At 35.4% G+C, this 25,927-nt stretch carries 24 protein-coding genes; 12 read left to right on the top strand and 12 right to left on the bottom strand.

Annotated features, from left to right (window positions below; genetic code table 11):
* The first annotated feature begins 34 nt into the window (after positions 1–34).
* The 4 genes from LKL37_RS22065 to LKL37_RS22050 all read left to right on the top strand — a co-directional run bounded on the left by LKL37_RS22065 (position 35) and on the right by LKL37_RS22050 (position 3,732).
* A complete protein-coding gene (locus LKL37_RS22065) occupies positions 35–934 on the top strand; it encodes a magnesium transporter CorA family protein (protein ID WP_431612418.1) in 900 nt (299 codons plus the stop codon).
* A 165-nt stretch (positions 935–1,099) separates the two neighbouring features.
* Positions 1,100–2,686, top strand: a complete 1,587-nt coding sequence (locus tag LKL37_RS22060; RefSeq protein WP_431612419.1) for a patatin-like phospholipase family protein — start codon at positions 1,100–1,102, stop codon at positions 2,684–2,686.
* Positions 2,687–2,735: 49 nt separating this feature from the next.
* Positions 2,736–3,233, top strand: a complete 498-nt coding sequence (locus LKL37_RS22055; RefSeq protein WP_431612420.1) for a DUF2199 domain-containing protein — start codon at positions 2,736–2,738, stop codon at positions 3,231–3,233.
* Between the two features lie 46 nt (positions 3,234–3,279).
* Positions 3,280–3,732 (top strand): hypothetical protein, encoded by a 453-nt coding sequence (locus LKL37_RS22050; protein WP_431612421.1) that lies wholly within the window; start codon positions 3,280–3,282, stop codon positions 3,730–3,732.
* A gap of 46 nt (positions 3,733–3,778) precedes the next feature.
* Here the strand turns inward: LKL37_RS22050 and LKL37_RS22045 are convergent, their stop codons facing one another.
* Positions 3,779–4,309 (bottom strand): NAD(P)H-dependent oxidoreductase, encoded by a 531-nt coding sequence (locus tag LKL37_RS22045; protein ID WP_431612422.1) that lies wholly within the window; start codon positions 4,307–4,309, stop codon positions 3,779–3,781.
* 91 nt (positions 4,310–4,400) lie between these two features.
* On the opposite strand from LKL37_RS22045, the gene LKL37_RS22040 reads away from it, so the two are divergent.
* A complete protein-coding gene (locus LKL37_RS22040; RefSeq protein WP_431612423.1) occupies positions 4,401–4,778 on the top strand; it encodes a winged helix-turn-helix transcriptional regulator in 378 nt (125 codons plus the stop codon).
* Positions 4,779–4,858: 80 nt separating this feature from the next.
* Here LKL37_RS22040 and LKL37_RS22035 read toward each other — a convergent pair whose 3' ends face one another.
* Together LKL37_RS22035 and LKL37_RS22030 are read right to left on the bottom strand one after the other, a co-directional pair.
* Positions 4,859–5,419, bottom strand: a complete 561-nt coding sequence (locus LKL37_RS22035; RefSeq protein ID WP_431612424.1) for a DNA-3-methyladenine glycosylase I — start codon at positions 5,417–5,419, stop codon at positions 4,859–4,861.
* Positions 5,420–6,068: 649 nt separating this feature from the next.
* Positions 6,069–7,247, bottom strand: coding sequence for a hypothetical protein (locus LKL37_RS22030; RefSeq protein WP_431612425.1), 1,179 nt, complete (start codon positions 7,245–7,247; stop codon positions 6,069–6,071).
* 302 nt (positions 7,248–7,549) lie between these two features.
* Here LKL37_RS22030 and LKL37_RS22025 point away from each other — a divergent pair, with 302 nt between their 5' ends.
* Positions 7,550–7,906 carry a hypothetical protein gene (locus tag LKL37_RS22025; RefSeq protein WP_431612426.1) on the top strand — a complete coding sequence of 119 codons (357 nt, stop codon included), beginning with the start codon at positions 7,550–7,552 and terminating at the stop codon, positions 7,904–7,906.
* A 53-nt stretch (positions 7,907–7,959) separates the two neighbouring features.
* The gene (locus tag LKL37_RS22020) at positions 7,960–8,997 is read left to right on the top strand and encodes a TQO small subunit DoxD (protein ID WP_431612427.1); all 1,038 of its coding nucleotides are present in this window, start codon (positions 7,960–7,962) and stop codon (positions 8,995–8,997) included.
* Between the two features lie 232 nt (positions 8,998–9,229).
* On the opposite strand, the gene LKL37_RS22015 is transcribed toward LKL37_RS22020, so the two are convergent.
* From LKL37_RS22015 to LKL37_RS21990, 6 genes are all read right to left on the bottom strand, one after another.
* Positions 9,230–9,826: a hypothetical protein gene (locus LKL37_RS22015; RefSeq protein ID WP_431612428.1), complete on the bottom strand. Its 597-nt coding sequence runs from the start codon at positions 9,824–9,826 to the stop codon at positions 9,230–9,232.
* Between the two features lie 400 nt (positions 9,827–10,226).
* The gene (locus tag LKL37_RS22010) at positions 10,227–11,804 is read right to left on the bottom strand and encodes a DHA2 family efflux MFS transporter permease subunit (protein WP_431612429.1); all 1,578 of its coding nucleotides are present in this window, start codon (positions 11,802–11,804) and stop codon (positions 10,227–10,229) included.
* A 140-nt stretch (positions 11,805–11,944) separates the two neighbouring features.
* Positions 11,945–13,048 carry an HlyD family secretion protein gene (locus LKL37_RS22005; RefSeq protein WP_105703321.1) on the bottom strand — a complete coding sequence of 368 codons (1,104 nt, stop codon included), beginning with the start codon at positions 13,046–13,048 and terminating at the stop codon, positions 11,945–11,947.
* Between the two features lie 16 nt (positions 13,049–13,064).
* Entirely contained in the window at positions 13,065–14,381 is a 1,317-nt protein-coding gene (locus LKL37_RS22000) for a TolC family protein (RefSeq protein WP_431612430.1), read from the bottom strand.
* Complete coding sequence (locus LKL37_RS21995) at positions 14,365–14,991, bottom strand: TetR/AcrR family transcriptional regulator (protein WP_431612431.1); 627 nt, start codon at positions 14,989–14,991, stop codon at positions 14,365–14,367. Before LKL37_RS21995 ends, LKL37_RS22000 begins: the two co-directional genes overlap by 17 nt.
* Positions 14,992–15,321: 330 nt before the next feature.
* Positions 15,322–16,440, bottom strand: a complete 1,119-nt coding sequence (locus LKL37_RS21990; RefSeq protein ID WP_431612432.1) for an ATP-binding protein — start codon at positions 16,438–16,440, stop codon at positions 15,322–15,324.
* Between the two features lie 248 nt (positions 16,441–16,688).
* Here LKL37_RS21990 and mdlD point away from each other — a divergent pair, with 248 nt between their 5' ends.
* The 4 genes from mdlD to LKL37_RS21970 all read left to right on the top strand — a co-directional run bounded on the left by mdlD (position 16,689) and on the right by LKL37_RS21970 (position 21,167).
* Positions 16,689–18,008 (top strand): NAD(P)-dependent benzaldehyde dehydrogenase MdlD, encoded by a 1,320-nt coding sequence (gene mdlD, locus LKL37_RS21985; protein WP_431612433.1) that lies wholly within the window; start codon positions 16,689–16,691, stop codon positions 18,006–18,008.
* A 195-nt stretch (positions 18,009–18,203) separates the two neighbouring features.
* Positions 18,204–19,517, top strand: coding sequence for a hypothetical protein (locus tag LKL37_RS21980; protein WP_431612434.1), 1,314 nt, complete (start codon positions 18,204–18,206; stop codon positions 19,515–19,517).
* 1 nt (position 19,518) lies between these two features.
* A complete protein-coding gene (lptC, locus tag LKL37_RS21975) occupies positions 19,519–20,109 on the top strand; it encodes an LPS export ABC transporter periplasmic protein LptC (RefSeq protein WP_431612435.1) in 591 nt (196 codons plus the stop codon).
* Between the two features lie 14 nt (positions 20,110–20,123).
* Positions 20,124–21,167 carry an anhydro-N-acetylmuramic acid kinase gene (locus LKL37_RS21970; protein ID WP_431612436.1) on the top strand — a complete coding sequence of 348 codons (1,044 nt, stop codon included), beginning with the start codon at positions 20,124–20,126 and terminating at the stop codon, positions 21,165–21,167.
* A 52-nt stretch (positions 21,168–21,219) separates the two neighbouring features.
* On the opposite strand, the gene LKL37_RS21965 is transcribed toward LKL37_RS21970, so the two are convergent.
* Positions 21,220–21,609, bottom strand: coding sequence for an orotate phosphoribosyltransferase (locus LKL37_RS21965; RefSeq protein WP_105703311.1), 390 nt, complete (start codon positions 21,607–21,609; stop codon positions 21,220–21,222).
* Between the two features lie 506 nt (positions 21,610–22,115).
* Here LKL37_RS21965 and LKL37_RS21960 point away from each other — a divergent pair.
* Positions 22,116–22,724, top strand: a complete 609-nt coding sequence (locus LKL37_RS21960) for an NUDIX hydrolase (RefSeq protein WP_431612437.1) — start codon at positions 22,116–22,118, stop codon at positions 22,722–22,724.
* 158 nt (positions 22,725–22,882) lie between these two features.
* Here the strand turns inward: LKL37_RS21960 and LKL37_RS21955 are convergent, their stop codons facing one another.
* The gene (locus tag LKL37_RS21955) at positions 22,883–24,154 is read right to left on the bottom strand and encodes a UDP-N-acetylmuramoyl-tripeptide--D-alanyl-D-alanine ligase (RefSeq protein WP_431612438.1); all 1,272 of its coding nucleotides are present in this window, start codon (positions 24,152–24,154) and stop codon (positions 22,883–22,885) included.
* Positions 24,155–24,311: 157 nt separating this feature from the next.
* Positions 24,312–25,913 carry a gliding motility lipoprotein GldJ gene (gldJ, locus tag LKL37_RS21950; RefSeq protein ID WP_431612439.1) on the bottom strand — a complete coding sequence of 534 codons (1,602 nt, stop codon included), beginning with the start codon at positions 25,911–25,913 and terminating at the stop codon, positions 24,312–24,314.
* Between the last annotated feature and the right edge of the window lie 14 nt (positions 25,914–25,927).

Raw genomic sequence — 25,927 nt, 5'->3', positions numbered from 1 at the left:
ACATAGTTTTTCAAAATATTAGTATTTTTACTTTATGCCAATTGATACGATATACAGAACCTCCCAGTGCGAATGGGTAGATGTAGAGGCTCCTACTGCAGAAGACCTGAAATTTCTTCATGAAAGATATGAAATTAACAATCTTCTTCTTGAAGATACCATGGACCCTAACCACCTTCCGAAATATGAAGAAGACGGAAATGTAAAATTCTTCCTCCTTCGTGAAAGTACGGAACTGGAGAGAAAGAATCTCAATACCATTAGTGATATCAGCACCAAGATTGGAATTTTTCTGGTAGAAAATACCATTATCACTATCCACAGGATGAAAACAAGGAGTATTTCTGAGACCAAGAAACAAATCTCATTGATTCAGGAAGATGTTACTCCACAGGAAATCATGCTGAAGATTGCTATATTGATCATGAAGAGTTTTGATGACGAATCTTTAAGTCTGTTCGAAACAATGGACAATATAGAAAACGAAATTTTTCTTAAAAACACCAATCACACGAGCCAGATCCGCCGTCTTTACAAGCTGAAACGGAAATCAGGACTCAATTCACGCGTGCTGGTGATTTCTACGGATGCGATTGATAAATTTAAATTACTGAATCTTCAGGACTCAGAAATTGTCGATTTAAAAGATAAACATAAAGACGTTGTGGCGGATTTTGATCATTTGAATATTCAGATCACCAACCTTATTTCCATGTTCCTGGCTCTTTCTGATCAAAAAGCCAATCAGGTTATGAAAGTTTTGGCAATCTATTCGATTTACTTCTTACCCATCACTTTTATTGCCGGGGTTTACGGAATGAATTTCGATAATATGCCTGAACTTCATCATAAATATGGATATTTTATAACACTGGGAGCTATGGCTACTGTTATGCTCAGCACGTTTATTTATGTAAGGCGCAAGCAGTGGTAATTCATTTTTATATGAACGCAAAAGTGCATTAAGAATATAAAATAATCTGTGGTTTTAAAGCGGAAAGATTTTACCTCTGATAAACTTTAAACCTGCTGATTATTTTAAATTAGAGATTGCTTCGCCTCAGTTTGCAATGACTACACACCATTAAAACAAAATACCATGACTGCTGAAAATCTCAATAAAATTCTGGAAGATCCTTCTCTTTTACAGGCATCCAAAGATAAACTGCTTGCCTTACACGAGAATATATCTGCCAAAGAATTCTCTGACCTTTTGGATCAGTATGGGAATCAGTATGTAGAATTTGTACAGGAAGGCGGTGGTGTTTGGGGAAGTGCATTGGTAGGCTATCTTTACGGACTGGAAATATTTGGAATCCGTTTTCTGAAAGTAGCAGGAACAAGCGCCGGAGCTATCAATACGATGCTCATTGCCGCCTGTAAGACCAAAGAAGAAGCTAAAAGTGAGCTTATCAAAGATATTCTTTTCAGTTGGGATTTTTCAGATTTCATGGATGGGAAAACCTATGTAAAAACAACCCTCCACGCGATGCTGAATAATAAAGATTTTTTCAAAATCAATGCAGTTATTGCCGGCATCTTGTTTATAATTCTGGTCAGCATTCCTTTTTTGGCTCCTTCTACCACGACACTGAATGCCAAACTGATGTTTTTGATTCCTTTGATACCAGCTATTATTCTCTTTTTCTGTATTCAAAAGCTCTATAATAATTTCAGAAAGGAAAACAGCGGACTGAATCCGGGAAATGTTTTTCAGAATACGATGCAAAATGCGCTGGATCAATTTGGAATAAAAACAGTTGCCCATCTCAATGAAAAATTTATTCAGAAAGAATGGGATCTTAATCTCAATTACCGGTATGGAAACGGGCAGGAATATTATATGATGGCTCTGCAGAGTATCGAAAAGATTAAAATCAAAAATAAAGAACATATTGATCAGACCCGATACAGGATTTTCTATGAAAGTGCTGTCAATAATGATTATTATAAAAACAATCCGTTTTACCTTCTTAAATCTGAATATGTGGTCATTACTACCGATATCAATGCTAAAATTAAGGTAGAACTTCCTACAATGGCCAATCTCTACTGGTCTGAAGAAGAACTGAAACATATCAGCCCGGCCGAGTTTGTAAGAGCATCTATGGCGGTTCCTTTTTTCTTTGAACCTTTTCAAAAGCAAATCAATAAGGATGATGATTCTGTACAATATGCCTGGAGATACTGGATGAATACGAAGTCAGAAGACATCAATCCTGCAGGGGTTTTCATTGATGGGGGCAGTATTTCCAATTTTCCTATAGACCTGTTTCACGCAGATGAAGTCTTTTATCCGAGAATGCCTCTTTTTGGGGTACAGCTGACAAATGATTCTTCCATCCTTTCAGAAAAAGGCAAAACCAGTGAAGAAATTCTTAAAACACCCTTCAGCTATGCCGGAAATATCATCAGTACACTAAAGGGTTTTAATGATAAAACATTTTTGACCAAACATACTTTCTACCGTTTGTACAGCATACAAAGCGTCAACTGTGGTACCAGCAGCTGGCTGAATTTTTTCATGAAAAAAGAAGAAAAAGAAGACCTTTTCAACAGAGGTTTTCAGGCTGCCATTGATTTTCTCAACACATTCGATTGGGAAAAATACAAATACGAAAGAATGATGCTTACCATGAAGGAGAAAAAAATACTGAAAGAAGAGGATACGCCTACGGTGGGATAAGGTATTTTATCTTTAAATTAACCAATTATATTATAAATAAAACGATAGTATGAAATATATCTGCCAATGCTGTGGTGAACAGAAAGAAGACTGGCCTGCGATAGCCTATAACGCTCCTTATTTTTATTACTGTCTATCAGAAGAGGAATTAAAGAATACTGAACTCACTTCAGACTTATGTGTTGTAGAAAATCCTGAAGATACCCATAGATTTATCCGTACCGTGCTTGTACAGCAAGTTACCGATGACTGCAGAGATCTGGAATATGGAATTTGGGTGTCATTGAGTGAAAAAAACTTTAATGAATATGTTGAAAATTATGACAATAAAGAATTCGAAGCTGAATATTGCGGATGGTTTGCTACTTATCTTCCGGATTATGATTTCGAAGAAAGTATTCCTACGACTGTGGTGATAAATAATTCTATAGGACGACCTTTTGTGTATCCTCATGAAAGCTACAATCATCCGTTTGTGCATGATTTTTATAATGGAATTACAAAGGAGGAAGCAGAGAAGAGAATTAATCGGATTTTAAATAAATAGAACTCGGTAGATTGAGAAAAAATCAATAAAAATATATTAATTGAACATGAAAAAATTGATCTCAGAAAAATTTCATATTATTCTTTTGATATCCGTTTTAGTATTTATCATATTCTGTTTTTTCGACGAGAATTTATGGGTAAAAAAAATGCTTAAAACCCCTAAATATACAATTGGAGAGGCTGTTACTGATTGGCATCAAAAGAACTACAATGGTGTAGGAACAGATTACAAATATCAGGTCAGTAATAAAATATATTTTAAAACAACAAATTGTTCTTACAAAAAAGGAGATAAATTCCTCATCATTTTTGATTCTATAAAACCTAAAAATGCAAAAGTTCTTGACATCTACTCTATTGAGAACTATCTTATAGATTTAAAAGTTCCTTCAAAAGGCTGGAAATATGAAGATGTTCCTTTTAATATTGACAGTAATATGATAAAGAAATATGTGCAGGACTGGAATGTGGAACCCTTTGAATATATTCAAAAGTAAGTTGAACTCATTTTAATTTAAAAGTCCAACCTTACTTTTCATATTGTTACAAATTATCCAGAAACTCCAGATACATCGGAACACTTCTGTTAATCCATTCATCGGAAGAATCTCTTTCAATTCCGTAGTAAACGAAAGGTTCTTTATAATCGGCTTTTATATAATCAAAAGTCAGTTCGTAAGGTCTGAAAAGTTCCTTCATCGTGTATTTGTATTCTCCGGATGTACTGTAGCCTTCCTCATCTATTCCTGCTGTAACAGCCAGTGACATTTTCTTTCCGGCAAGCTTAAAACCGCTGTTGCTTCCATACGCCCAGCCATACAAAACAACCTCATCCAGCCATTGTTTTAAAAGCGGCGGACTGCTGAACCAGTAAAAAGGAAACTGGAATACAATGTTGTCATAAGACTCCATCAGCTTTTGCTCTTCTGCTACATTAATTTTCCCGTCAGGATAAGCTTCATACAGTTGATGAACTTTATATTTTTCAGGATATTTTTTTAATTCGTCGATCCATTTTTTATTGATCACAGATTTTTCAATATCAGGATGTGTAACAATTACTAAGGTCTTCATTATGTTTAAATTTCTATTACAAAATTACGACATGTTACTTACATTTTGTACATTAGCTACCCATTGTATGGTACTATAAAAAATGTAAGTAATGACTAAAATAAAGGAAAAATCGACCAATTTTGCTAATAAAAAAGCACTTACTGATGAATGTCCGGAAATCTATGCTTCCAACATTATCGGGGGACAATGGGCTTTGGCTATCTGCTGTTATCTGATCAGCGGGAAAATGAGATTCGGGGAACTTAGAAAAAAACTTCAGAACATTACCGAACGTATGCTTACCCTCCAGCTCCGCAGATTGGAAGAAGATAAAATCATTACCAGAACAGTATATGCAGAAGTTCCACCACGGGTAGAATATGAACTTACTGAGATCGGTTATAAACTGAAGCCCATTATTCTTGAGTTTGAAAAATGGGGAAATGAGCATAAAGAACTGATGGGTAAAACTTCAAAGAAAGATTAAAATGAGATTCCTTCGAAATGACAAATAGAAGTATTTGACATTATACACACACTGTGTCATTCCGAAGGGATCTAAGCATATTATTTAGCCATTTTTTCCTTCCACAAGGGCTTTTGGCTTAAAACTTTAGAGTGAATAGGGCAGCTTTCATGATGAGCTCCTTTCAGGTATCCGGTACTCATGAGAAATTCGTTTACAATTTCTCCACCCGTGAATTTGAATGTTTTTTTGAATAACTTCATCCATTCCTGCAAAGTCATGGGATGATGATGTTCCAACCATTTTTCAAATGATCCAAATTCCTTTTTCAGCTCAATAATCGTTTTTGCATTTTCTATTGCAGCATTTACTTTTAGCTTATTTCTGATAATTCCCGGATCACTCAGTAATCTTTCACGGTCTTCTTCTGTATAAGCTGCTATTTTTTGAATATCAAAGTGATCATATGCTTTTCTGAAACTTTCTTCTTTTTTCAGAACCGTTTCCCAGCTTAGTCCTGCCTGATTGATTTCCAGAATCAGTCTGCCAAACAATTCATTATCATCATGAATAGGAAATCCATAATAATAGTCATGGTAATTTTTATGCAGTTCTTTTCTGCTTTCGGGCTGCATTCCTTCTATTGCTAAACAATAACTCATTACAATATATTTTCTGTTTTAGTTAAAACTTTCAAGGTATAAAGATAAACCGGAACTGTGACAACTGTCCGTCAGTAGTGTTTTCAATTTTTAAATGTAATCATAATTCCAATCATTTTATCTTCTATTTAGAAGTTTAGAAAGCCCCAAACCATTCTCATGAAAAGTTTAACGATAATTCTTAATATAAATGAAAATCCCGGACAAGATCCGGGATTTAGCTTGAATTTTACTCCTTATTATTTTTAAAAACCAGTAAGAGTGTATATATAGAACCCATTACAAAAATTATAAAAGGAATGATAAAGCTTAGCCGTAATTTAGATATATTATCTTTATAAAATATACTGGGAACAATTAAAGAAAAGAGTATTGATAATAATGCTATAAAACAAAATAACATAAGATACCGATCTTTAAATTTTCCAGATGATACGAAAATATACAAAGTTCCTATAAGTGGTATCATTGCAATTCCTTCCCACAAAATAGTATGCTGACTAAAAGATAGTGAGACTACATCATTAATAAATTGAAATAATCCAAAAATTATATAAATAAATACTGGAAGATCATCTCGGTCTACGCTGCAGATCATTAAAAATGATAAAACAGAAATAATTTTTATAACACTCAATTTCATAAAAGTTTATTTACAAGTTCGTTTTGTTTGTGGAGCATTACCATTTGTACTAGTTGCACTAGGTTCTATGGTATTTGAAAAAGAAGTTGGTGTATCAATTCCTTGCCACATAAATTCAATTCCTGCATAATGTAAGGCTGCCATTGTCCAATCAACACAATTATTGAAACCAACATCATAAATACTGTTTGAATAAGTTACGGCAGCAGCCATAATATTTTGGAGTTGTGCTGAAGTAATATTTCCTACATTCCATGCAGTATTATAAGGGTGTCCACCATCATCTCCCATTTGTCCAGGTCCAGTCACACTTAAAGGAAAACCATTTTTAGGATAAAATCCAAAAGTCATTGTATTACTTCCTTGGCTAATTGAAATAAATGCGTGGCCTACACCATTACCTCCAAACATTTTTTGAGCATATACAGTTAAATTTGCTGGTTTACTACTATCCAAACAACTTAGGAATTTCTCAATATCATTAATTGGAAGTTCTGGTGGAGGTGGAGGTGAAAGTGAAATTGTTGGAGTACCATTTCCACCGCCTCCGCCGGTGCCACCACTTCCTCCACCATTATTACATTGCCCATACATTTCACATTGTCCTGGACCTATTACACCCATATCATCTGAAGGATTAGATGGACCAGTAATTACAACTTCATCAATCTCATTAACTCCTTGTCCTCTAGAATGTATATTATTATAAGCGTGATCGAATACTCTTTCAAAAGCTGAATATATATTATTATATTCTTGTTCAGTATTTTTTAGTTTATATAATCCTAAAATAGTATTTTCTCTATTAATAATAGCAAAATAAATATCAGAAACTTTATCATTTTTCATTACTGGAAAATACATATAAACGTTTCCTTCTTTGTTTTCTATTCTTTGAGAATGTACTCTGAAATTAATATAAGAATTAGGAGCTGGAGCTTTAACATTAAGACCTGTGTAATTGGTTCCATTTTTTAAATCATAAGAGTAAAATGCTTGTAAAAAATCTGAAGCATATGATTTTCCTAAAGACGAATTATTCTGAGAATCCTTTGACTGGTAAGAATTATTTTTATTAGAAAGGTTAAATGTTTTCTCATCATTTTGGGCTTCTAATAATCCATCTTGTTGTCTACAAGAAATTATTCCTAATGTTAGAAATAACAAATAGAATAATTTTTTCAAATTGTGTTTTATCATAGTTATAAAATTAATGTGCAAATATATTAATTCTTTTAAAAGTGAAATTTAATTTTTCACTTTATTTATGCATTAAAATTAATGTCTATTTTTAATTAATAACTACGGAAATCCGTAATGAGTATTAAGAATGATCTTAAAAATATAGTAGGAAAGAAAAGTTTCAGACTTATTGACAACTGTTCCCATTATTTATTTGTTGATCAGCAGAAGGATTTTTTACAATTCATTAAGCTTACGTTGAAATAAAGTGTAGTTTTGTAATCATGCCCAATTCAGGAGTCCATATGAAAACCTATAAAGCCATCATTACGATGCTTATATTGGCATTTTCATTATCTCCGTGCTCTGTAAAAAGAAATGTTCTTGATATTTTTGATATTCAGTACATCAGCGGTCTGAATAAAATCAAAACGACATCATCTCTTTCCTTCAGCTGTGATGCGGCATCTGCTTCCTCCGGAATTTCGGCTTTAAAAAATAAAATTCAGAAGCGATATAGATATTCTTTTCCTGGCTTTTATTCAGGTACTGGAAACCCTGTTGAAGAAAATATTTCTTTCAATGAATATTCAGGCTATTCTACAGGAAACAGCCCTCCGAAATATATTTTATTTAAAAGACTGAAGCTTAATCTGGTTTAAAATTTTTTTAAGCCTATTTAAAAATCAGTTTTTATAATACAATATTTATTTCAATGAAAAATACAGTAAACAGCCAGTCTCCGGACATGGCCGGATTATATACTTTATCCCTCCGCATGGTTATCGGATGGACTTACTTTTCAGCGTTTTGGCGCCGACTTATCCTCGAAAACAAGCTTATTCCCGATGAACAGGGATATATCGGGGAAAAATTCAATCATTTTTTACCCAATGCACTTGGGATCAAGCCTATTATTGAATATCTCGTTACCCATCCGGATGCTTTAGAGAGATCCATGATCACTTTCACCATCATTGAAGCCCTTGTTGGCTTATTCATTATTCTCGGACTATTTACCCGGTTGATGAGTATCGGAATTTTCAGTCTTGCTCTCGGAATTTTATTAGGTTCCGGCTGGCTGGGAACAACCTGCCTGGATGAATGGCAGATTGGAGTCTTAGGAATCGCAGGCGGATTTGTCCTTTTTCTTACAGGAAGCGGCTCCTATTCGCTGGATTATTATTTCATGAAAAATAATAAAGCTTTTACTCAAAAAAGATGGTTTCAATGGCTGGGTTCAGGAAACTTTCCTGTTTCAAAACCAAAGATTTTTGTACTGGCTGGTTCATTGATCATATTTGGATTAACGCTTTTTACCAATCAATATTTCCATGGCGGCGTATGGGGAACGCTGCATAATAAGTCGGTAAAACCCAAACTAGAAATTTCAAATATTTCTCATAACAATTCGGATTTGAAATTTGAAGTATACAGAACAGAAGGTGCCGATGTGTACGGTTCTTTTTTGATAGGCATCCATATTCTGGACAAAAACGGAAAGGTTTTAAAAGAGCTGAACAACAAAGAACTCTCTAATTTCCCTAAAGAAAATATACGAAATCATTATGTTGCCAAAGTAAAACCCGGAAAACACAGTCTGGTAATTCCTCTTGGAGCAAAAGCTGATATGACTCTGAATATTGATGATATTCTTCAGAAAAGTGAGATTGATGCTCTGAAACTGATTGATGTAAGTGGTATTGAGTGGATAGAGAGGATTGATAGGAGTTTCGGGGCTCAAGGGTTGTAGAGTTGGAACTTATTATTTTAACGTTTTTATGTTTTGGCTAAAGCCAGTTGGAAGGTATTATCATTTTGTGAATGGGCTAAAGCTCATTCCTATTGAATTTTTTATCTATGATTATGATTCTATTAAAATTAATATCAGAAAAATCAGCGAGATGCTTACGTTTTGGTCAAAATCATTGATATTCATTTACAGGGAAAAGCGGGCTGAAGTCCGCTTTTGTTGATATTTGATGTTACTTTTCTGAGATAATGATATGATAACTGCAAGAGCTGTCCGGATCGAGCTTGAGTACTTTTATTTCAAGTAAAACATCCAGTCCCATAGTATCGCAAACGCCTTGTATAAAAGGTTTGATGACTGGCCATTTCAGCAGACCCGCGATCTGCAGGCTTTGGGTGATTTTATGGTAACGGTCTACTCCTTTAATCAGCAATTCGCATTTATAGTCATTTAATTCTTTAAAGTCAAAGTTATATTCGGGACTGGATGTAAAAACTGCTCCTATCAATATTTTTGCTACAGCCGGAATTCCGGGCTGCAGACTAGGTTTTGCTTCAAGGTTCCTTAGTGCCATTCTTGATCCGAGATCATACATAAAAGAGCTGGAAAGCTCTTCGATAGCTTCTGCCCCGTAAAGTTTTCCGATCTGTTTGAGCATCCCTCCGTAAAAAGCTCCTGTAATATCCGACAGGCGCTGGGTAAGCTCCGTAAAAGTTCCGGGAAAGAAATCTGCTATAATCTGAGCCTGATTCATTTCAGGGAGATAAACATCATTTTTTCTAAAATCTGATAATGCCACGTAAGTTTCCGGCAGTTGAATTTGATTCATATTTAATAAGTTATTAGTGTTTTGAAATCATGGTTGAGTTGAATGATGAATCGAAAGGCAGTATTATAAAGCTTTCTTAAATTAGAACTTTGTCTTTACAGATATAAAAGCAAAGCACAAAGTGAGTCTGTCAGTTGATATTAATAACTGATATTCGGATAAAATTCGATATTATGTTCTGGTAAACCCTTTCTTAAAAAGGCATTTGAAGAATGAGGGAATCTATTCATATTTTTTCATTTGGTATTGTAAAGCTAGAAAAAATAAATAAACTCTCCAATAAGTGATATTATTTTTTATTGAACAAATTTAAAACTGAAAGTCATTGTCTGCTACTATCTTACAACAAAAACAATAAAAAAAACCTTCGAAAATTTCGAAGGTTTTTTTTATTTAAAATTTAGTGCATGGCTTCACTCAAATCTATTTTTTCTTTGCTCTTTCTTTCTTTTACGAGTAAGATAAACGGAATACATATCAGGAATACGATTCCGAGATAAAGAAATACATCCATATAAGATAATACAGTTGCCTGTTTCGTTACGGATAAGTCGAGCATTTTATAAGCGGCATTGATAGCTTCATCAGGTGTTTTTCCTTTAGCTATAAAACTTGCTTTAAGAGCTGCAAGTCTCTGCTGAACTTCAAAACTGTTTTCGTCCAGATGGGAAATCAGATTATTCCTGTATTTCTGGCCTGCATTAGCAATAAAGGTTGTGATGGCTGCAATCCCGAAAGATCCTCCCAGCTGTCTCATCATCCCTGTAAAGGCCGCTCCTTGACCAATCTCCTGCCCTTTCAAAGTACTTAATGACAAAGAGGTGATTGGAATAAACAATAAGCCCAAACCTGCTCCTCTCACAATCAGCATCCAGAAAAATGCATCTTTGCTGGTGTCCGGTGTCAGAATTTTGTATCCCCAGAAACTATAGACGAAGAAGATAAAGAGCCCTAGAGATACCAGGATCTGCTGTTTTGCTCCTTTTGCCAGCAATCTACCAATAATAGGCATCATGAAAGCCGTTGTCAATGCAGCCGGAATCATCAATGCTCCTGACTGAAGTGCCGTCCAGCCCAAAATACTCTGGGTATACAACGGAACAATGAACGTGGAGCCATAAAGCCCAAATCCAAGCACAAATGACATCATGGTTCCGATTCTTAAGTTACTATTTTTAAGTACCCTGAGCTCAACAATAGGATACTTAAAAGTAAGTTCCCGCCAAAGGAATAATATAAATCCTAAAATAGCAGCTACTGTAAAGGCTACAATCATTCCGCTTTCAAACCAGTCTTCTTCGTGACCTCTTTCCAGAATAAACTGTAATGAACCTACTGTTACTGCCAGTAATCCAATCCCAATCCAATCAACATCCGAGACTTTACGTTTTTCTGCATATTTCGGACTTCTTACAAACTGCAGCGTCATTAAGGTTGCTGCAATTCCAATCGGAATATTAATATAGAAAATATAGGGCCAGCTGAAGTTATCAACGATATATCCTCCAAGAGGCGGACCTAAGGTAGGACCGATAATTACTCCCAGACCATAAATAGCCTGAGCCATACTTCTTTTTTCAATCGGATAAGATTCCGTAATGATCGTTTGTGAAGTTACCAATAAGGCTCCCCCACCGATTCCCTGCATCAATCTGAAGAACACAAGTTCCCAGATATTAGTCGCATTTCCACATAAAAATGAAAATATGGTAAATATAATGATGGATGCCGCAAAGTAATTTCTACGCCCAAACTGCTGGGAAAGCCAGCTCGTCATTGGTACTATAATTACGTTACCAATGGCATAAGCCGTAATTACCCATCCCACTTCTGAAAGTGTAGATCCAAGATTCCCCTTCATTTCATTCAAGGCAACATTGACAATCGTGGAGTCTACAATTTCAAGAAGGGCACAAAGGATAGCAGTAATCGTAATGATCACTCTACGCGCTCCATATTCTACTAATGAATCTTGCATAAGTTTTTATGATGTAAAAAATCAATGGTGAATTTTGCTTCGCAAGTGGATCGTGAATTATAAAGCAGTCTATTTAATTGACTACAAAAACTGATTCACTATTGACAACGAAGTCCATTGACTTTCAACAATTTTAAATGTTATTTCAAAGCAACCTCTGCTTTCACGTTCATTCCTGTTCTTAATCTTTTTGAAATATTTTTGTCAAGATTTACAAAATCGATTTTTATAGGAAGTCTCTGAACCACTTTTACGAAGTTACCACTCGCATTATCCGGAGGAAGAATAGAGAAAGTAGCTCCTGTAGCCGGAGAGAATGAGCTTACCACTCCTTCAAACTCCTGATCAGGGAAAGCATCAATCTCAATTTTCACTTTTTGTCCTTCTACCATTTTATCTACCTGTGTTTCCTTAAAGTTAGCTACAACCCATTTCTGGTCGTTTTTAACCAAAGCAAACAGCTGTGATCCTGCCTGCAGATACTGACCTGCCTGTGTAGATACTTTCCCTACATGTCCGTCTTCAGGGGCTAGGATTACGGTATATGATAAATTCAATTTTGCATTTTCTACATCTACTTCTCTTTGTTTAGCAACAGATCCGGCAACACTGATTTGTTGTGAACTTGCGGCCGTTTGAGAAGAAGCAATATGGGTTTGCTGAGCAATTTGATTTCTCTGATCAACTAAAACCTGTAACTGTCTGTCTGCAGATTGTTTTGCCGCTAAAGCCTGCTCATATTGCTGTTCTGTGATGGAATGGTCTTTTACAAGATTAGCATATCTCTTCAAATCCTGAGAAGTTTTCCATACATTTACTTTTGCTGCTTCGATCTGAGCATTGGCAGTTACTACTGCAGCCTCTGAAGAACCGATATTTTTTGAAGTAGCTGTTGTAGTAGCTTCTGCATTTGAAATATTACTTCTAGCTGTAGATAATGCTGCCTGAGCCTGTTCAAGAGCCATTTTCTGATCTCTGTTATCCAAAATCACCAAAGTATCTCCTTTCTTTACAAACTGGTTGTCTTTTACTTTTACCTGAGCTACATATCCTGAGATTTTAGAAATTACCGGTGCCATATTGGAAGCGATCTGAGCGTCATCAGTCTCTTCATGATACTGTCCGTAAGTAAAGGCTCTGTAACCGTAGATTCCTCCTCCGATCACTACTGCTGCTAAAATGATAGGAAAAACTAAACTTTTTTTCTTTTTAGGTTCAGCTGCCTGTGTATTATTATTTTCCATTTTGGTTTCGATCTGATTATTTAATTGTTAAAGTTCCTGTTGTCTGTAATAGTTTTCTGTATGCTAGTGCAGCATCTGCCTTAGCATTGATCACGCCTACGTTGGCTGCAATCTGAGCCGCATCTGCATCCAGTAATTCTGTCATGGTTGCAAGCCCGTTGTCATATTTATTTTTTGTAATTCTGTAATTTTCATTAGCCTGCTCAGCAGATTTTTCGAAAACAGCAATTCTCTTTTTTGAGTAATCTGTGTTCTGATATTCTCTGTTCACGTCAAGCTTAATGTTGTCATTCAATAATTCGTCGGTAGCAGCAAGCTGTTTTTCTCTTGCCTGCGACTGTCTCAATGAAGAATTTTCTTTCCAAAGGTTGGATAAGTTATAAGAAACTCCGATCCCTACATTCACAGCATTATATATAGTAAGAAACTTAGGAATATCTGCTGCTACATATCCTCCTGTAAATGCAATAGAAGGAAGGTTCTCTGCTTTTGCTGCTTTTGATCCCAATTCTGCTGCTTTTCTCTGCTGTGCTAAAGCCTGTAAATCCTTACGGTTTTCTCTGGCCTCAGAAACATAAAAATCAACAGGTTTTACATCTGTTCCTTCTTCGATATAGTTTTCATCTACTGCAAGTTCTGTAGTTTCAGGAAGACCCAATAAAAGGTCCATATTGATATTGGCAATATTGTAGTTATTTTTAGCCTCCAATAATTGAAGTTCAATATTTGAAGTCTGAAGGTTTGCCTTTAATCTGTCATTTCTTGCAATCAAACCATTGTTTTCCATTTTAAGGAAAGTTTCATCTCTTTTTTGAGATGCAGTAAGGTTTTCTTCAAAAACTTTAATAGACTGATTCGCTTTGAATAAGTTATTATAAGCCTGAGCAACATTATATGCAATTGCAATTTTGTCATTTTCAGTACTCAACTTAGAAGCTTCTACCAGATATTTAGCAGATTGAATACCATACTTGATTCTTCCGCCGCTGTAAATGGGAACACTAAGATTAGCTGAACCATAAAGTACCTGATGTACTTCCGGACCACCTGCTCCGCCTGAAACACCTGGAAGTTTGATATCAACATTCGGTTTTATAGGAAGATACATATAGCTTCCGGATACTTTCAGCTCCGGTAACTGTCTGTTTTTAGCTTCCAAAAGATCAGCTGTAGCCTCTTCGATCTTGGCTGCATCGATCTTGAGATTCTTGCTGTTCTGGATTCCCAGCTGCACAGCTTCGTCAAGAGAAAGTGTTTTTTTCTCCTGAGCATTTGCATTTGCTATTCCCACGAATAGTGATAATGCAATCACTGAGTTATTTATTCTCTTCATAACCTAAAAGGTCTTTTAGTAAATATTTAATGTGTTTATTAAGTTCTGTATAGTATCTTTCATCAAAAGCTTCCTCATCTTCTGTTTCATTCAGGAATTCTTTATACATTTCTTTCGCATTGAAAGCATAGAATAAAGTTCCGCTTACGGTAGAATGAAGAAGGTAAATGGGCGGGTTTTTGGTAAAAATTCCATTTTTAAGGCCACTTTCCAATATTTGTGAATACATGGAAAGAAATCCCATTTTAATTTGCTTCAAAAATTCTACAATCTGAGGATTCTGAGTGTGCAGCTGCTCTCTCTGCATAATCCTGTAAAAGCATTTTTGAGTTCTGATTTTGTTAGAAAACTGATCAATTACTTTTTCAATCTTCTCCCATTCGTTGATATCGGTTCTCCCCAAAAGGTCTTTTGAAAAAAACTGACCTTCATTCATTCTGTATTCCACTAATTTCTCATAAAGTTTTTCCTTAGAGCCAAAGTAATATGAGATCATAGAGATATTTACATTAGCTTCCTTTGCGATTTCCCGGGTGGAAGTTCCTTCGAACCCCTTTTCAGCAAAAAGCTTCTCGGCAGCGAATATTATATTTTCTTCTTTTGAAATCATGTTAGTGTTCATTTTTCAGGGCGCAAATGTACACAAGTTTTGATTCAAATCAAACGATTGATTGATTTTTTAATATAGATTTAATTTATTGTAAAGAAAAGATGATTTCTATAATATATACTGAAAGCGTAATAAAGGCGATTTATAAAGGAATATAACTTAAGAAAAGTTCACATTCTATTAATATTTGGAGAAATCTCCTGAGACAAAACTGTCGTTTTAAGATCAGTTTAAGATTAAAGTAAACATAATAAAAGGGCAAAAGTAGAGACGATATGATAACCTCTTCATGAGAAAAAATAAAAACTCCGGCTGTAACCGGAGTTTTATTTATGTGCTTTTATGAATATATCTTGATAATTTTATTCCCAGATCGGTCCAGACAATTTTAGGATTTCCGTTTCTGGTCAGGTGGAGATCAGCTGTATTGATTTCTTCTAAGATACTCTCAATATTGGCTCCGCTGATGAATTTAGAAAATCCGGCCCAATTGAATCCGTTTGCATCAATCTTTTTATATACCAGATTTTCGGACTGATAATTCTGAAGCAATGCAAGTCTGAAGATTTCAGAACAATAGTTCAGGAAGTTTTTCTGCTTTTCTCTATTCCAGCCTGCAATTTCTCTTGCCCAAACAATAATGCTTCTAAGGTATTCCGGTTTCTTTTTCACCATAAAAGCATCCCTCACCCACTGTACAAAAAGCTTTTCGAATTCATTGCTTTTGTCTCCTGAGTTCAGCAGTTTTACAGCATCATTAAGATCTCCCTGTGCTTCATGAACAATCTCTCTCACTTTCTCTTCTGAAACGGAAAAATTCTTTTTAAGATAATTTTCAATATCTTCATCATTAATTCTCGGGATCTCTACAATCTGTGCTCTGGAAAGTATCGTTGGAAGAATATCATTGGTACTTTCTGCCGTAAGAAGAATGATTGTTTTTGCCGGTGGTTCTTCTAAAAATTTCAAAAATTTGTTTGAAGCTGCAATATTCATTTTATCAGCTCTCCAGACAATCAGAATTTTGGTTCCGCCTTCATAACTTTTCAAAGAAAATTTCTGATTCTGGTCATCAATTTCATCAGCAGAAATAAATAACTGCTTATTCTCTGACTCTAAAAAGGCTGTCCAGTCATCATAACTTGCATAAGGAGAAGCTAAGATCATTTCTCTGAAATCATCAAATTTATTCTTACTTAAAGAATTTTTATTATCAGTAAAAACAGGAAAGCTGAAATGCAGATCCAGGTGATTGAGATGTTCTACTTTCGCTGCAGCGTGTTCATTTTCCCGGCTGAGAATTTCTTTTGCATACGCCAAAACCATAGGAAGTGTTCCGTATCCCTCTTTTCCTACAAAAAGTTGGGCATGGCTCACTCTGTTTTCGGCAATGCTTTCTCTAAGAAGTTTTTTCAGATTTGTCTGTCCGGCGATGTTCTCCCAATTCATGTTTCAAAGATAAAAAATCTTATTTCATTTCATAAAATTAAGTCTGCTTAAAATGCATAAAAATAGATCAGCCATCCTAAAAGAAACAATACATCCATTATAATAGGAAATATCAATAATAGGATTAGAATAAAAGTGAAAATTAAATTTTGTGCAATTTAATTTTATACAATAAATTTACACCGTGAAATTATTCGTAAATTTATTTACGATATCACACCAATTTCAAATATTAAAAATTGTAGACAATGGATAAAGACCTGGAACAAAAAATCAAGGGCATATTTCAACAGCAGAAAGCCTTTTTTAAAACCAATCAGACTAAAGATATTGAATTCAGAAAAACGCAGTTAAGAAAATTCCGTGAAGTTTTTTTACAGCATACGGATGCGCTTTGTGAAGCTTTGGCTATAGATTTGGGAAAAAGCAGAAAAGAAACGGAGTACGTAGAGATTCAAATTGTCATCTGCGAACTTGATTATTTGCTGGAAAACATTGATGAGTGGGCAAAACCTACATCTGTACCCTCAAAACCGCATCCATCAGGAGCCGAAGTTGACAGCAAGATAACCTACCAGCCTTATGGAGTTACTTATATTATAGGGCCTTTCAACTACCCAGTTCAGTTGACATTCAGTCCACTTATCGGAGCTTTGATTTCCGGAAATACAGCCATCATAAAACCTTCTGAAAACACACCGCATGTGGCGCAGGTTCTTGAAGATATTGTAAGAGAATCTTTTGATGAATCTTATGTAGCCGTTATTCAGGGTGCTATAGAAGAAAACACCCTATTATTAAGCCTTCCTTTTGATTATATTTTCTTTACAGGAAGCCCGAATGTTGGGAAGATTGTCATGAAAGCAGCAGCGGAACAGTTAATTCCCGTAACTCTGGAACTTGGAGGAAAATCTCCTACAATTGTTCATAAAGATGCAGATCTGGATAAAGCTGTAGCAAGAATTTCATACGGAAAATGGATAAACTGCGGGCAAACCTGCGTTGCTCCGGATTATATTTATATCCATGAATCTGTAAAAGATGCATTTATTGAAAAATTTAAAGCTAATCTTGATTCTGCTTATGAAGGTAATTCTCTGGGGAAAATTGGAAAAATTGTAAGCCAGAATCAGATTAAACATCTTGCGGGTTACTTGGAAGCAGCACCTGAAAAAGTAATCTACGGTGGAAATTATGACCTTGAAACGCGTCATTTTGAAGCTACTGTAATGGATCATATTACCTGGGATGATCAGGTGATGCAGCAGGAAATTTTTGGTCCTATTCTTCCCATTATGACCTATAATGATATTGAAGAAGCTTTGGAAGAAATCAATAACCGTCCAAAACCCTTAGCATTATATGTTTTCTCAGAAGATCAAAAATTTGCAGACTATGTTTTAGATCATACTACAAGTGGAGATGCTGAGATCAACAGTGCAATTATTCACGTGGGATCTCATTATTTACCTTTTGGAGGCGTAGGAACTTCGGGAATGGGTAAATACCATGGGAAATTTAGTTTTGAATGTTTTAGCCACAGCCGTTCTGTTCTTCAGGTAAAATAATAACAACATATACTTCATATAAAACTAAGACTGTTCATCATAGGACAGTCTTTTTTGTAAAACAGAATTGATATTTTTATTGCAGAAAATTTGCATTTTTCTTGTAAAGAAAAGCCCTTAACAAACTTTAACCACATATAATTTTTACAATTCATTAATATTTAAGATATTTGCGCATTATTTTAAAAATAAAGAATGAAAAAAATCTTTGTAGTATCATTCATATCAGTTGGATATTTTCTTAATGCACAGAGTTTAAGCAACTCTCCTTATGCAACTTATGGAATTGGGGATGTGAAATATGATAATACGATCGAGACTACTTCTATGGGAGGTATATCAACTGCTTTTATAAGTGATTTTACCAGTAGTTTCAATTTTGCCAACCCAGCAAATAACGCCAATTTTGAACTTACGAGTATCAGATTGGAAGCTACCAATGAAAACAATTATTTCAAATCGAACTATAACGATATGAAATCTACAAAGCATTCTACGTATCTTTCCGGTATTTCATTGGCTTTTCCATTATCTTCTAAAGTGAAAATGGGAATCTCTTATCAGCCATACAGTTCTAAAAGCTACGATATCGTAACTGAACAGCTTGCTGCAGATAAGACTCCTCTTTATAGAAATAACTTTAAAGGAAGCGGAACTTTGAACACCGCACAGGTAGCTGTTTCTTATAAAATCAATCAGGAACTTTCTGTGGGAGCAAGAGCTAACCTTTATTTTGGTGATCTTAGTGACCTTAACGAATTCCGTGCTTATAATGCTGCCACTGGTACTTATGCCGGTGAATACGTTAACGGTTATCAGACTAAGAACAGAATCAGAAACTTTAATTTTACGCTTGGTACAAGCTATCAGACTTTAAATACACGTACTGATAAGAAATTTACAGTAGGTGCTACTGCTACTTTTGGTAATACCAGTAATATGACTACTGAGTACATCAACAGTACATACAGATATTCTGATGCTCAGGAAACCACTAAGGTTGACAAATCAGAAACCATCATAGATCAGCAGAACACGAAGTCTAAAAACCTTCTTCCATTCCAGGCATCCGTAGGGGTGGGTTATGGAAGTGAAAACCATTGGTTCTTTTCCGGACAGGTAGACTATAAAAAAGGGGAAGATATCTCTTATTTTGGTAAAACTTTCGATTTCCAGGATACCTACAGAATCTCTGCCGGTGGATGGTACCTTCCTAACTATAACAACTTCAGAAATTACTTCTCGAGGGTGATCTACAGATATGGAGCTTTCTATGAAAGAGGAAATCTTAAACTGGAAGGAACAAGCATCAATAAGTTCGGTATTTCAGCCGGAGTAATGCTTCCATTCAAAAACAGCAGTATCACAAGAATGAGTGGTCTTGAAATAGGACTGGAAGTTGGAAAAAGAGGAACTCTTCAAAACAACCTGATCAACCAGAATTTCGTCAACCTGAAAATCGGCTTCAACTTTGCTGATAAGTGGTTCAGAAAGACTCTTTATAACTAGAATGAATTTTTCAGAAAAAATATCATATAAAAATATAGCATGCCTTTTTAGTTGTGCTATATTTTTTATATTGACATCCTGTGAAGAGGATCTTACCAAAAGAAACGGCAGTCAGAGTAAAAACTTCCCTTCACAGATCATTAACAACGCCAATATTATACAGCGTGATTCCGGCTTTGTCACTCTAAAGGCCAAAGCACCCATCATTGAAAAGTATGAACTGATAGACAGTCCGTATGTAGTTGCCAGAAAAGGAATTGACATTGAGTTTTTCGACAAAAAAAAACCTAAAGTTCCCGGAAGAATTACTGCTAAGTACGCCCGTATTTTTGAATATAAAAAATTCTACGAAGCCAAAGGTGATGTAAGAATAAAGACCAATGAAGGACAGAGGTTCGCTATGCAGAGTATCTACTGGGATCAGAAAAAGAACAGAATCTATACAAAAGATACCGTATATGTAACCATGGAAGACGGCTCTACACTGGTAGGAGCCAATGGAATGACAGCAAAAGACGATTTTTCAGAATATACGTTCTATAACAACTCAGGAGATTTCAGTTCAAAAAGAATTTCTGAAAGTAAAAAATAATTCCAACAATAATAATGAAAGCTCTGGCTATTGGACTGATGTCCGGGACAAGTCTGGACGGTTTGGATATCTGCCTTGCTGAATTTGAAAAAAAGGACAAATGGACCTTTCAAATTCTGAAAGCAGAGACCCTTCCCTATTCTGAAGATTGGGAAAACAAACTTAGAAACTCTATTTATCTTTCTGCTGAAGAGTTATTGGAACTCCATTCTGATTACGGTTTTCATCTTGGCCAGCAGGTTAGAGAATTCATCCAAAAGCATCAGCTTGAAAATATCAGCCTTGTTGCCTCTCATGGCCATACGGTTTTTCATCAGCCTAAGAAAAAATTTACCCTTCAGATTGGTGATGGAAGAGCTATCAAACTGGAAACCGGGTTACCGGTCATTTATGATTTCAGAAGTCAGGATGTTCTGATGAATGGAAATGGAGCTCCGTTGGTTCCAATAGGTGATCAATTGCTTTTTTCAGAGTACAGCGCTTGCCTAAACCTTGGCGGATTTTCCAATATTTCCTTACAGTCTGCTAGCAAAAGGATTGCTTTTGATATAGCACCGGTTAATATTGTTTTGAATTACTTAGCCCAGCAGCTCCATAAAAGTTATGATGAAAACGGAGAACTTGCTGAAAAAGGCAGAATAAATGAAGCTTTGCTGCATCAACTTAATGCACTGGATTTTTATCAGCATTCACATCCAAAATCTTTGGGAATAGAATGGTGTAATGAATACATATTCCCTGTGCTTGAAAATATAGAGACTTTAGATGCTCTGGCAACTTTTACAGAGCATGCTGCCCAGCAGATCGCTAATGTCATTAATGAATATCATATACAAGACATTCTTATCACCGGTGGTGGTGCTTACAACTCTTTTTTAATTGAAAAAATAAGATCAAAGACAAAATCTGAAGTCATTATTCCTGAAAAGGAAATCATTAATTATAAAGAAGCCCTGATCTTTGCTTTTATGGGTGTTCTTAGAATGAATAATGAGATCAATGTTCTTTCTTCTGCAACTGGAAGCTCTTATGATCACTCTTCGGGAGTCATAGCATAAAAATCATTATTATATCAGAATAAAAAAAACCTTCAAATTGAAGGTTTTTTTATTATTTATAGGCCTCGATTTTATCGGTAAGCGTATTGATAAAGTTCTGTAGTGGCTTTTCTACCATCATTTTGATGAACGGGTTGAATTTCCCTTCAAATAACATCTGAACTTCAGTCTGGTTATCATTGATTGGGTTTAAAGTTGCCGTTAATGAGAAATCCAAACTAGAGCTTGCAGATTTTAAAATAGCTTTGTGGTCATCCACTTCATCTATTTTTAATGCGATTTCCGGCATCCCCTGTAATCCAAATTTAAATCCGTTGTCTCTGGTTTCAAATTTCTGAAGACCGTCCGGCATAAAATCCTTGTAGTTCTCAGGGGATTTTAGCAGCTCGCTAAGTTCCTTAGATGATTTATTGACAATAATCTTTCGTCCTTCTAAATTCATTTCTTATTTTTTATAATTAAATTCTTAACTCTTACAAATGTATAAAGTTTTTGTACATAAATACTTCAAACCGATACTCAATATTTTATTTACTACATAATTTTCCGGTCATGACATCTCATAAATTCTGAAGGATACCACCATCCGGTAATCAAATGAAAAATAATACGTATCTATTTATCACCATAACAAAATTATAAAAAAATTCTACAAAGACATCCATTAAAGCATACTTTTGAAATATAATCTTAAGGCCGTAAATCCATTTATCAAAAGCTTTTGAAAACATTTGCCGGGCCGTACATATTTAAAACATAATAAAAGAAAATTCTCGTTCCCGGTTCGGGAATAAATACATAAATAAGCCTCCATTTAATGGTAAGTTTTTACGACAATTTTATATATTTGTGAGTGATTGTAGTAAAAAACAGTAAAAACAACAATTTTTATTGCTCTGAAAAACAATAAATCACTGATAATCAATGCTAAAAATCTAAATATAAAAGATGTATAAAGTTTTTGTGAACGAAAAAAAGCTATTAGTGTCTAAACATCCTGAAAATCTTGAAAAAGAGCTTAGGTATGAAGGCTTCACGACTTTAGAAATAGCATTAGATCTTCTGGAAAATACCTCTGTGCAGGAACTTAATGTGTACGGAGAAAATTTGGATGAAATCTGGCAGGAGTTTCAAAAACTTTTCAGAATTATAGAAGCAGCCGGAGGCCTGGTGAATAATCCTGAGGGTAAAATCCTTTTTATCAAAAGACTTGGTAAATGGGATCTCCCAAAAGGAAAGATGGAAAAAGGAGAATCCAGAGAAGAGTCTGCAGTACGTGAAATAGAAGAAGAAACAGGCTTGAGTGACGTTGAGCTCGTAACATTCATTAATACCACTTACCATATTTACGTTGAAAGAAATGGTGAGAAAATTTTAAAATGCACCCATTGGTTTGAAATGAACTTCGATGGAGAAGATACTTCCAAACCGCAAATAGAAGAAGGAATTACAGAAGTGGCCTGGAAAAATACGTCAGAAGTTGAGAATGAAGTTTTCCCAAGCACTTTCAAAAATATTAAACTGATCGTAAAAGAATTCCGGGACTTAAAGAAATAAGTGATAGGCCATGAAGCTGGAAGAGTGAAGCCGGAAGTTATTATCCGGCAATCTACTTCATTCGGTGATCATATGAAAATTTGTAAAGTTGAATAAAATAGAACAACTCTTCGCTTGTCGTAGGCAACTTCCCTCTCCCAGCCTCCAGCTTCCTTACTCTAAATAAAATCGATCACTTTCTCCAGAGCAATTCCTCTGGATCCTTTCAACAATATGTTTTCGGATTGAATTTTATCCTGTTGTAAGTATTCTATTAATGCTGCCGTATTTTCAAAAGCAAGATCTGAAGAATTCACTGCTTTAAAATGCTTTCCAACAGTAATAATCTCATTGAAATGAAGCTCCTGAGCCAGTTGTAGGATGTTTTGATGCTCTTTTTCGCTTTCATCTCCCAATTCCAGCATATCTCCGATAATAATAGTTTTAGAGCCTTCAAAACTGATGAAATTATTCAATGAAGCCATCATAGAGCTTGGGTTGGCATTGTACGTATCCAGAACCAAAGTTCTCCCTTCTTTTTTCACAACCTGAGATCTCATATTGGTAGGTGTATACAGCTCCAAAGCATGTTTTATTTTTTCAAAACTGATTCCGAAATGAAGTCCCAGGCTTGCCGCTGCACAAAGATTTGTAAAATTATATTCTCCTGTCAGTTTTGAAACAGCCTTTACACCCTGATAAGTCAACCCTACAAAATGTTCTTCTGAAAAAGATTCAAAATTGTAATCTGATGTATCTTTTCCAAAAGTAACCTTAGGTGAATAGTTTTCAGTTTTTTCAATCTGAATAGGATCATTTTCATTAACAACAATGGTTCTATGATTGTTTTTAAGATAAGTATACAACTCAGACTTACCTTTAATCACTCCTTCGAAACCTCCAAAGCCTTCCAAATGAGCTTTCCCAAAATTGGTAATATATCCGAAATCAGGCTGAGAAATCATACATAAAAATTCTATTTCTTTCTGATGATTGGCTCCCATTTCAATCACAGCCATTTCGTGTTCCGGTTTAATAGAAAGAATGGTCAAAGGAACTCCGATATGATTATTCAGGTTCCCAAATGTGTACTGAACATTAAATTTTTCTGAGAGAACAGCATGGATCAATTCTTTTGTGGTGGTCTTTCCATTACTTCCCGTAAGTCCTATAAAAGGAATGGTGAGTTTGCTTCTGTGATAAAGAGACAGCTGCTGCAAAAACTCAAGGGTAGACGGAACATAGAAAATATTTTTATCTCTATTTTCAAATTCCGGAAGTTCAACAATTACAGCCAAGGCTCCATCATCAATGGCTTTTTCCGCTAAGGTAGCGGCGTTGAAATTCTCACCGGAAAAGGCAAAGAAAATATCATTTTCTGCTATTTTTCTGCTATCAATGGTCACTTTTGCAGCCTGCAGAAATAAAGGATAAAACTGTTCTATATTCATGTGGAAATATATATATTTTTTTTAAAAGAAGTCACATGCAATCGGCCAAATCCATACGAGTGTTTTAGCCTTTTTAGCCCAAGCGATTTCATAGGTCAAAAATAAAAAAACCTTCCGAAAGTTCGGAAGGTTTTTTATAAGTATTTTTTGATAAATATTATCTTCTAGTTCTACTCTTATCGTTAGTTCTGGCATCCTGTGCAACACGGAATCCTACCCAACCATAAGCTCTGTTTTGATTTTTATATCTTCTTTGTCCCGGATCCAGCCAGTAAGCTGTATCCTGCCAAGAACCACCTTTAACAACTCTAACTTCGTTAGAAATTCCTGAAGTTCTATCTTTGGTATCCTTCTGTAATTTCACTCTACCTGTTCCGTCTACAACGAAGCTTGTTTTAGGAGCGTTATACATATCGAATCCAGAAGCAGAATCAGAAGCTCTGTAATATTCTAAAGAAGATTGTCTGTCACCGTCTCTGTAGTTTCTGTAGTCAGCGATAGTCTGTCTTTCGAATTGTCCAGGAAGTCCTTTGTAAACTAATCTTCCGTCAGCCAAAGTATCATATTTGATAGTACCTTCGTCGATCATTTTGTAAGTACCGTCTCCGTTTCTTACGATCGCCTGAGGCATATTTCCTCTATAATAGTTGAAATCGTTGTAATCTTCGTCAATGATTGGTCTGTAAACATCGGCAGTCCATTCTGCAACGTTACCATACATACCATAAACACCAAGATCATTAGATGGATATTGTCTTACATCAGAAGTCTGTGCAGAACCATCATTTTTCCATCCAGCGATACCAGAATAGTCACCTTTACCCATTTTGAAGTTTTCAAGGAACATTCCTCTGTCTCTTCCTTTAGTACCTCTTAATCTTTCGATTTCAGGTTTTTTACCTAAGTATTGGTTGTATTCTCTGGTTTTAGCCATACCAAGAGCTGCATATTCCCATTCTACTTCAGTAGGAAGTCTGAACTTCTGTACCATTGCAGAATTCGGAGCTCTGTTAGCTGCAAGCAATCTCTGGTTTGTAGTTTTCATACCAGTTTTTTGCTGCATTCTTTTCTCATTAATATATCCTTGCATTTCCGGATCATTCGATTTGAATTTATCCATGTTGAATGCAGTTCCTCCTTGGTTGTTGGATTCGTTGATATACAAATCTTTAGCAATAATACCAGCCTGCATCAAAGCTTTTTCATTTGCTCTGTCTGACAGCCATTCACAGTATCTGTTTGCCTGAGTCCAGGAAACGCCTACAACCGGATAGTAATCGAATTCCGGAGAACGCAGATACGTTTCGTTATAATCGTTTCTTGCTAATTTGTTGTCCCATAATAAGGTATCCGGCAAAGCACCGTTATAGATCTCCTTAAAACTAGGGTCACTTGGTGGAAATACATACTTCAACCATGTAAGGTATTCACGGTATTCGTAGTTAGTAATTTCTGTTTCTCCGATAAAGAATGAACTTACCTGCATTCTGCGAGGCGTGTTATTCCAATCGTGCATAACATCATCTTTCACTAATCCCATTGTAAAAGTTCCACCTTCTACATATACCATTCCAGGCCACCCCTTCTGCTTTTGTTGCTTTCCTGCAAAAAACCAACCTTGTTTTTCGTTTGGTTTCCAACCCGTTTTACTGACAAATTTTTTGGTACCGCCACCTTTGCTGGTTCCCGATCCGCCACAGCTGGTTAATGCAAGTGTAGAACTTAATGCTATTAATGAAAACAACTTTAGTTTTTTCATAGTCGATATAAATA

Origin of the sequence: Chryseobacterium sp. 'Rf worker isolate 10' (genome assembly GCF_050753305.1) — a bacterium.
Taxonomy (GTDB): domain Bacteria; phylum Bacteroidota; class Bacteroidia; order Flavobacteriales; family Weeksellaceae; genus Chryseobacterium.
This window is presented reverse-complemented; position numbering and strand designations above follow the sequence as displayed.

Bases quoted from the DNA above. Each gene is read 5' to 3' on its own strand.
- LKL37_RS22065 (WP_431612418.1), top strand. From the start codon at position 35: ATGCCAATTGATACGATATACAGAACCTCCCAGTGCGAATGGGTAGAT.
- LKL37_RS22060 (WP_431612419.1), top strand. From the start codon at position 1,100: ATGACTGCTGAAAATCTCAATAAAATTCTGGAAGATCCTTCTCTTTTA.
- LKL37_RS22055 (WP_431612420.1), top strand. From the start codon at position 2,736: ATGAAATATATCTGCCAATGCTGTGGTGAACAGAAAGAAGACTGGCCT.
- LKL37_RS22050 (WP_431612421.1), top strand. From the start codon at position 3,280: ATGAAAAAATTGATCTCAGAAAAATTTCATATTATTCTTTTGATATCC.
- LKL37_RS22045 (WP_431612422.1), bottom strand. From the start codon at position 4,309: ATGAAGACCTTAGTAATTGTTACACATCCTGATATTGAAAAATCTGTG.
- LKL37_RS22040 (WP_431612423.1), top strand. From the start codon at position 4,401: ATGACTAAAATAAAGGAAAAATCGACCAATTTTGCTAATAAAAAAGCA.
- LKL37_RS22035 (WP_431612424.1), bottom strand. From the start codon at position 5,419: ATGAGTTATTGTTTAGCAATAGAAGGAATGCAGCCCGAAAGCAGAAAA.
- LKL37_RS22025 (WP_431612426.1), top strand. From the start codon at position 7,550: ATGAAAACCTATAAAGCCATCATTACGATGCTTATATTGGCATTTTCA.
- LKL37_RS22020 (WP_431612427.1), top strand. From the start codon at position 7,960: ATGAAAAATACAGTAAACAGCCAGTCTCCGGACATGGCCGGATTATAT.
- LKL37_RS22015 (WP_431612428.1), bottom strand. From the start codon at position 9,826: ATGAATCAAATTCAACTGCCGGAAACTTACGTGGCATTATCAGATTTT.
- LKL37_RS22010 (WP_431612429.1), bottom strand. From the start codon at position 11,804: ATGCAAGATTCATTAGTAGAATATGGAGCGCGTAGAGTGATCATTACG.
- LKL37_RS22005 (WP_105703321.1), bottom strand. From the start codon at position 13,048: ATGGAAAATAATAATACACAGGCAGCTGAACCTAAAAAGAAAAAAAGT.
- LKL37_RS22000 (WP_431612430.1), bottom strand. From the start codon at position 14,381: ATGAAGAGAATAAATAACTCAGTGATTGCATTATCACTATTCGTGGGA.
- LKL37_RS21995 (WP_431612431.1), bottom strand. From the start codon at position 14,991: ATGATTTCAAAAGAAGAAAATATAATATTCGCTGCCGAGAAGCTTTTT.
- LKL37_RS21990 (WP_431612432.1), bottom strand. From the start codon at position 16,440: ATGAATTGGGAGAACATCGCCGGACAGACAAATCTGAAAAAACTTCTT.
- mdlD (WP_431612433.1), top strand. From the start codon at position 16,689: ATGGATAAAGACCTGGAACAAAAAATCAAGGGCATATTTCAACAGCAG.
- LKL37_RS21980 (WP_431612434.1), top strand. From the start codon at position 18,204: ATGAAAAAAATCTTTGTAGTATCATTCATATCAGTTGGATATTTTCTT.
- lptC (WP_431612435.1), top strand. From the start codon at position 19,519: ATGAATTTTTCAGAAAAAATATCATATAAAAATATAGCATGCCTTTTT.
- LKL37_RS21970 (WP_431612436.1), top strand. From the start codon at position 20,124: ATGAAAGCTCTGGCTATTGGACTGATGTCCGGGACAAGTCTGGACGGT.
- LKL37_RS21965 (WP_105703311.1), bottom strand. From the start codon at position 21,609: ATGAATTTAGAAGGACGAAAGATTATTGTCAATAAATCATCTAAGGAA.
- LKL37_RS21960 (WP_431612437.1), top strand. From the start codon at position 22,116: ATGTATAAAGTTTTTGTGAACGAAAAAAAGCTATTAGTGTCTAAACAT.
- LKL37_RS21955 (WP_431612438.1), bottom strand. From the start codon at position 24,154: ATGAATATAGAACAGTTTTATCCTTTATTTCTGCAGGCTGCAAAAGTG.
- gldJ (WP_431612439.1), bottom strand. From the start codon at position 25,913: ATGAAAAAACTAAAGTTGTTTTCATTAATAGCATTAAGTTCTACACTT.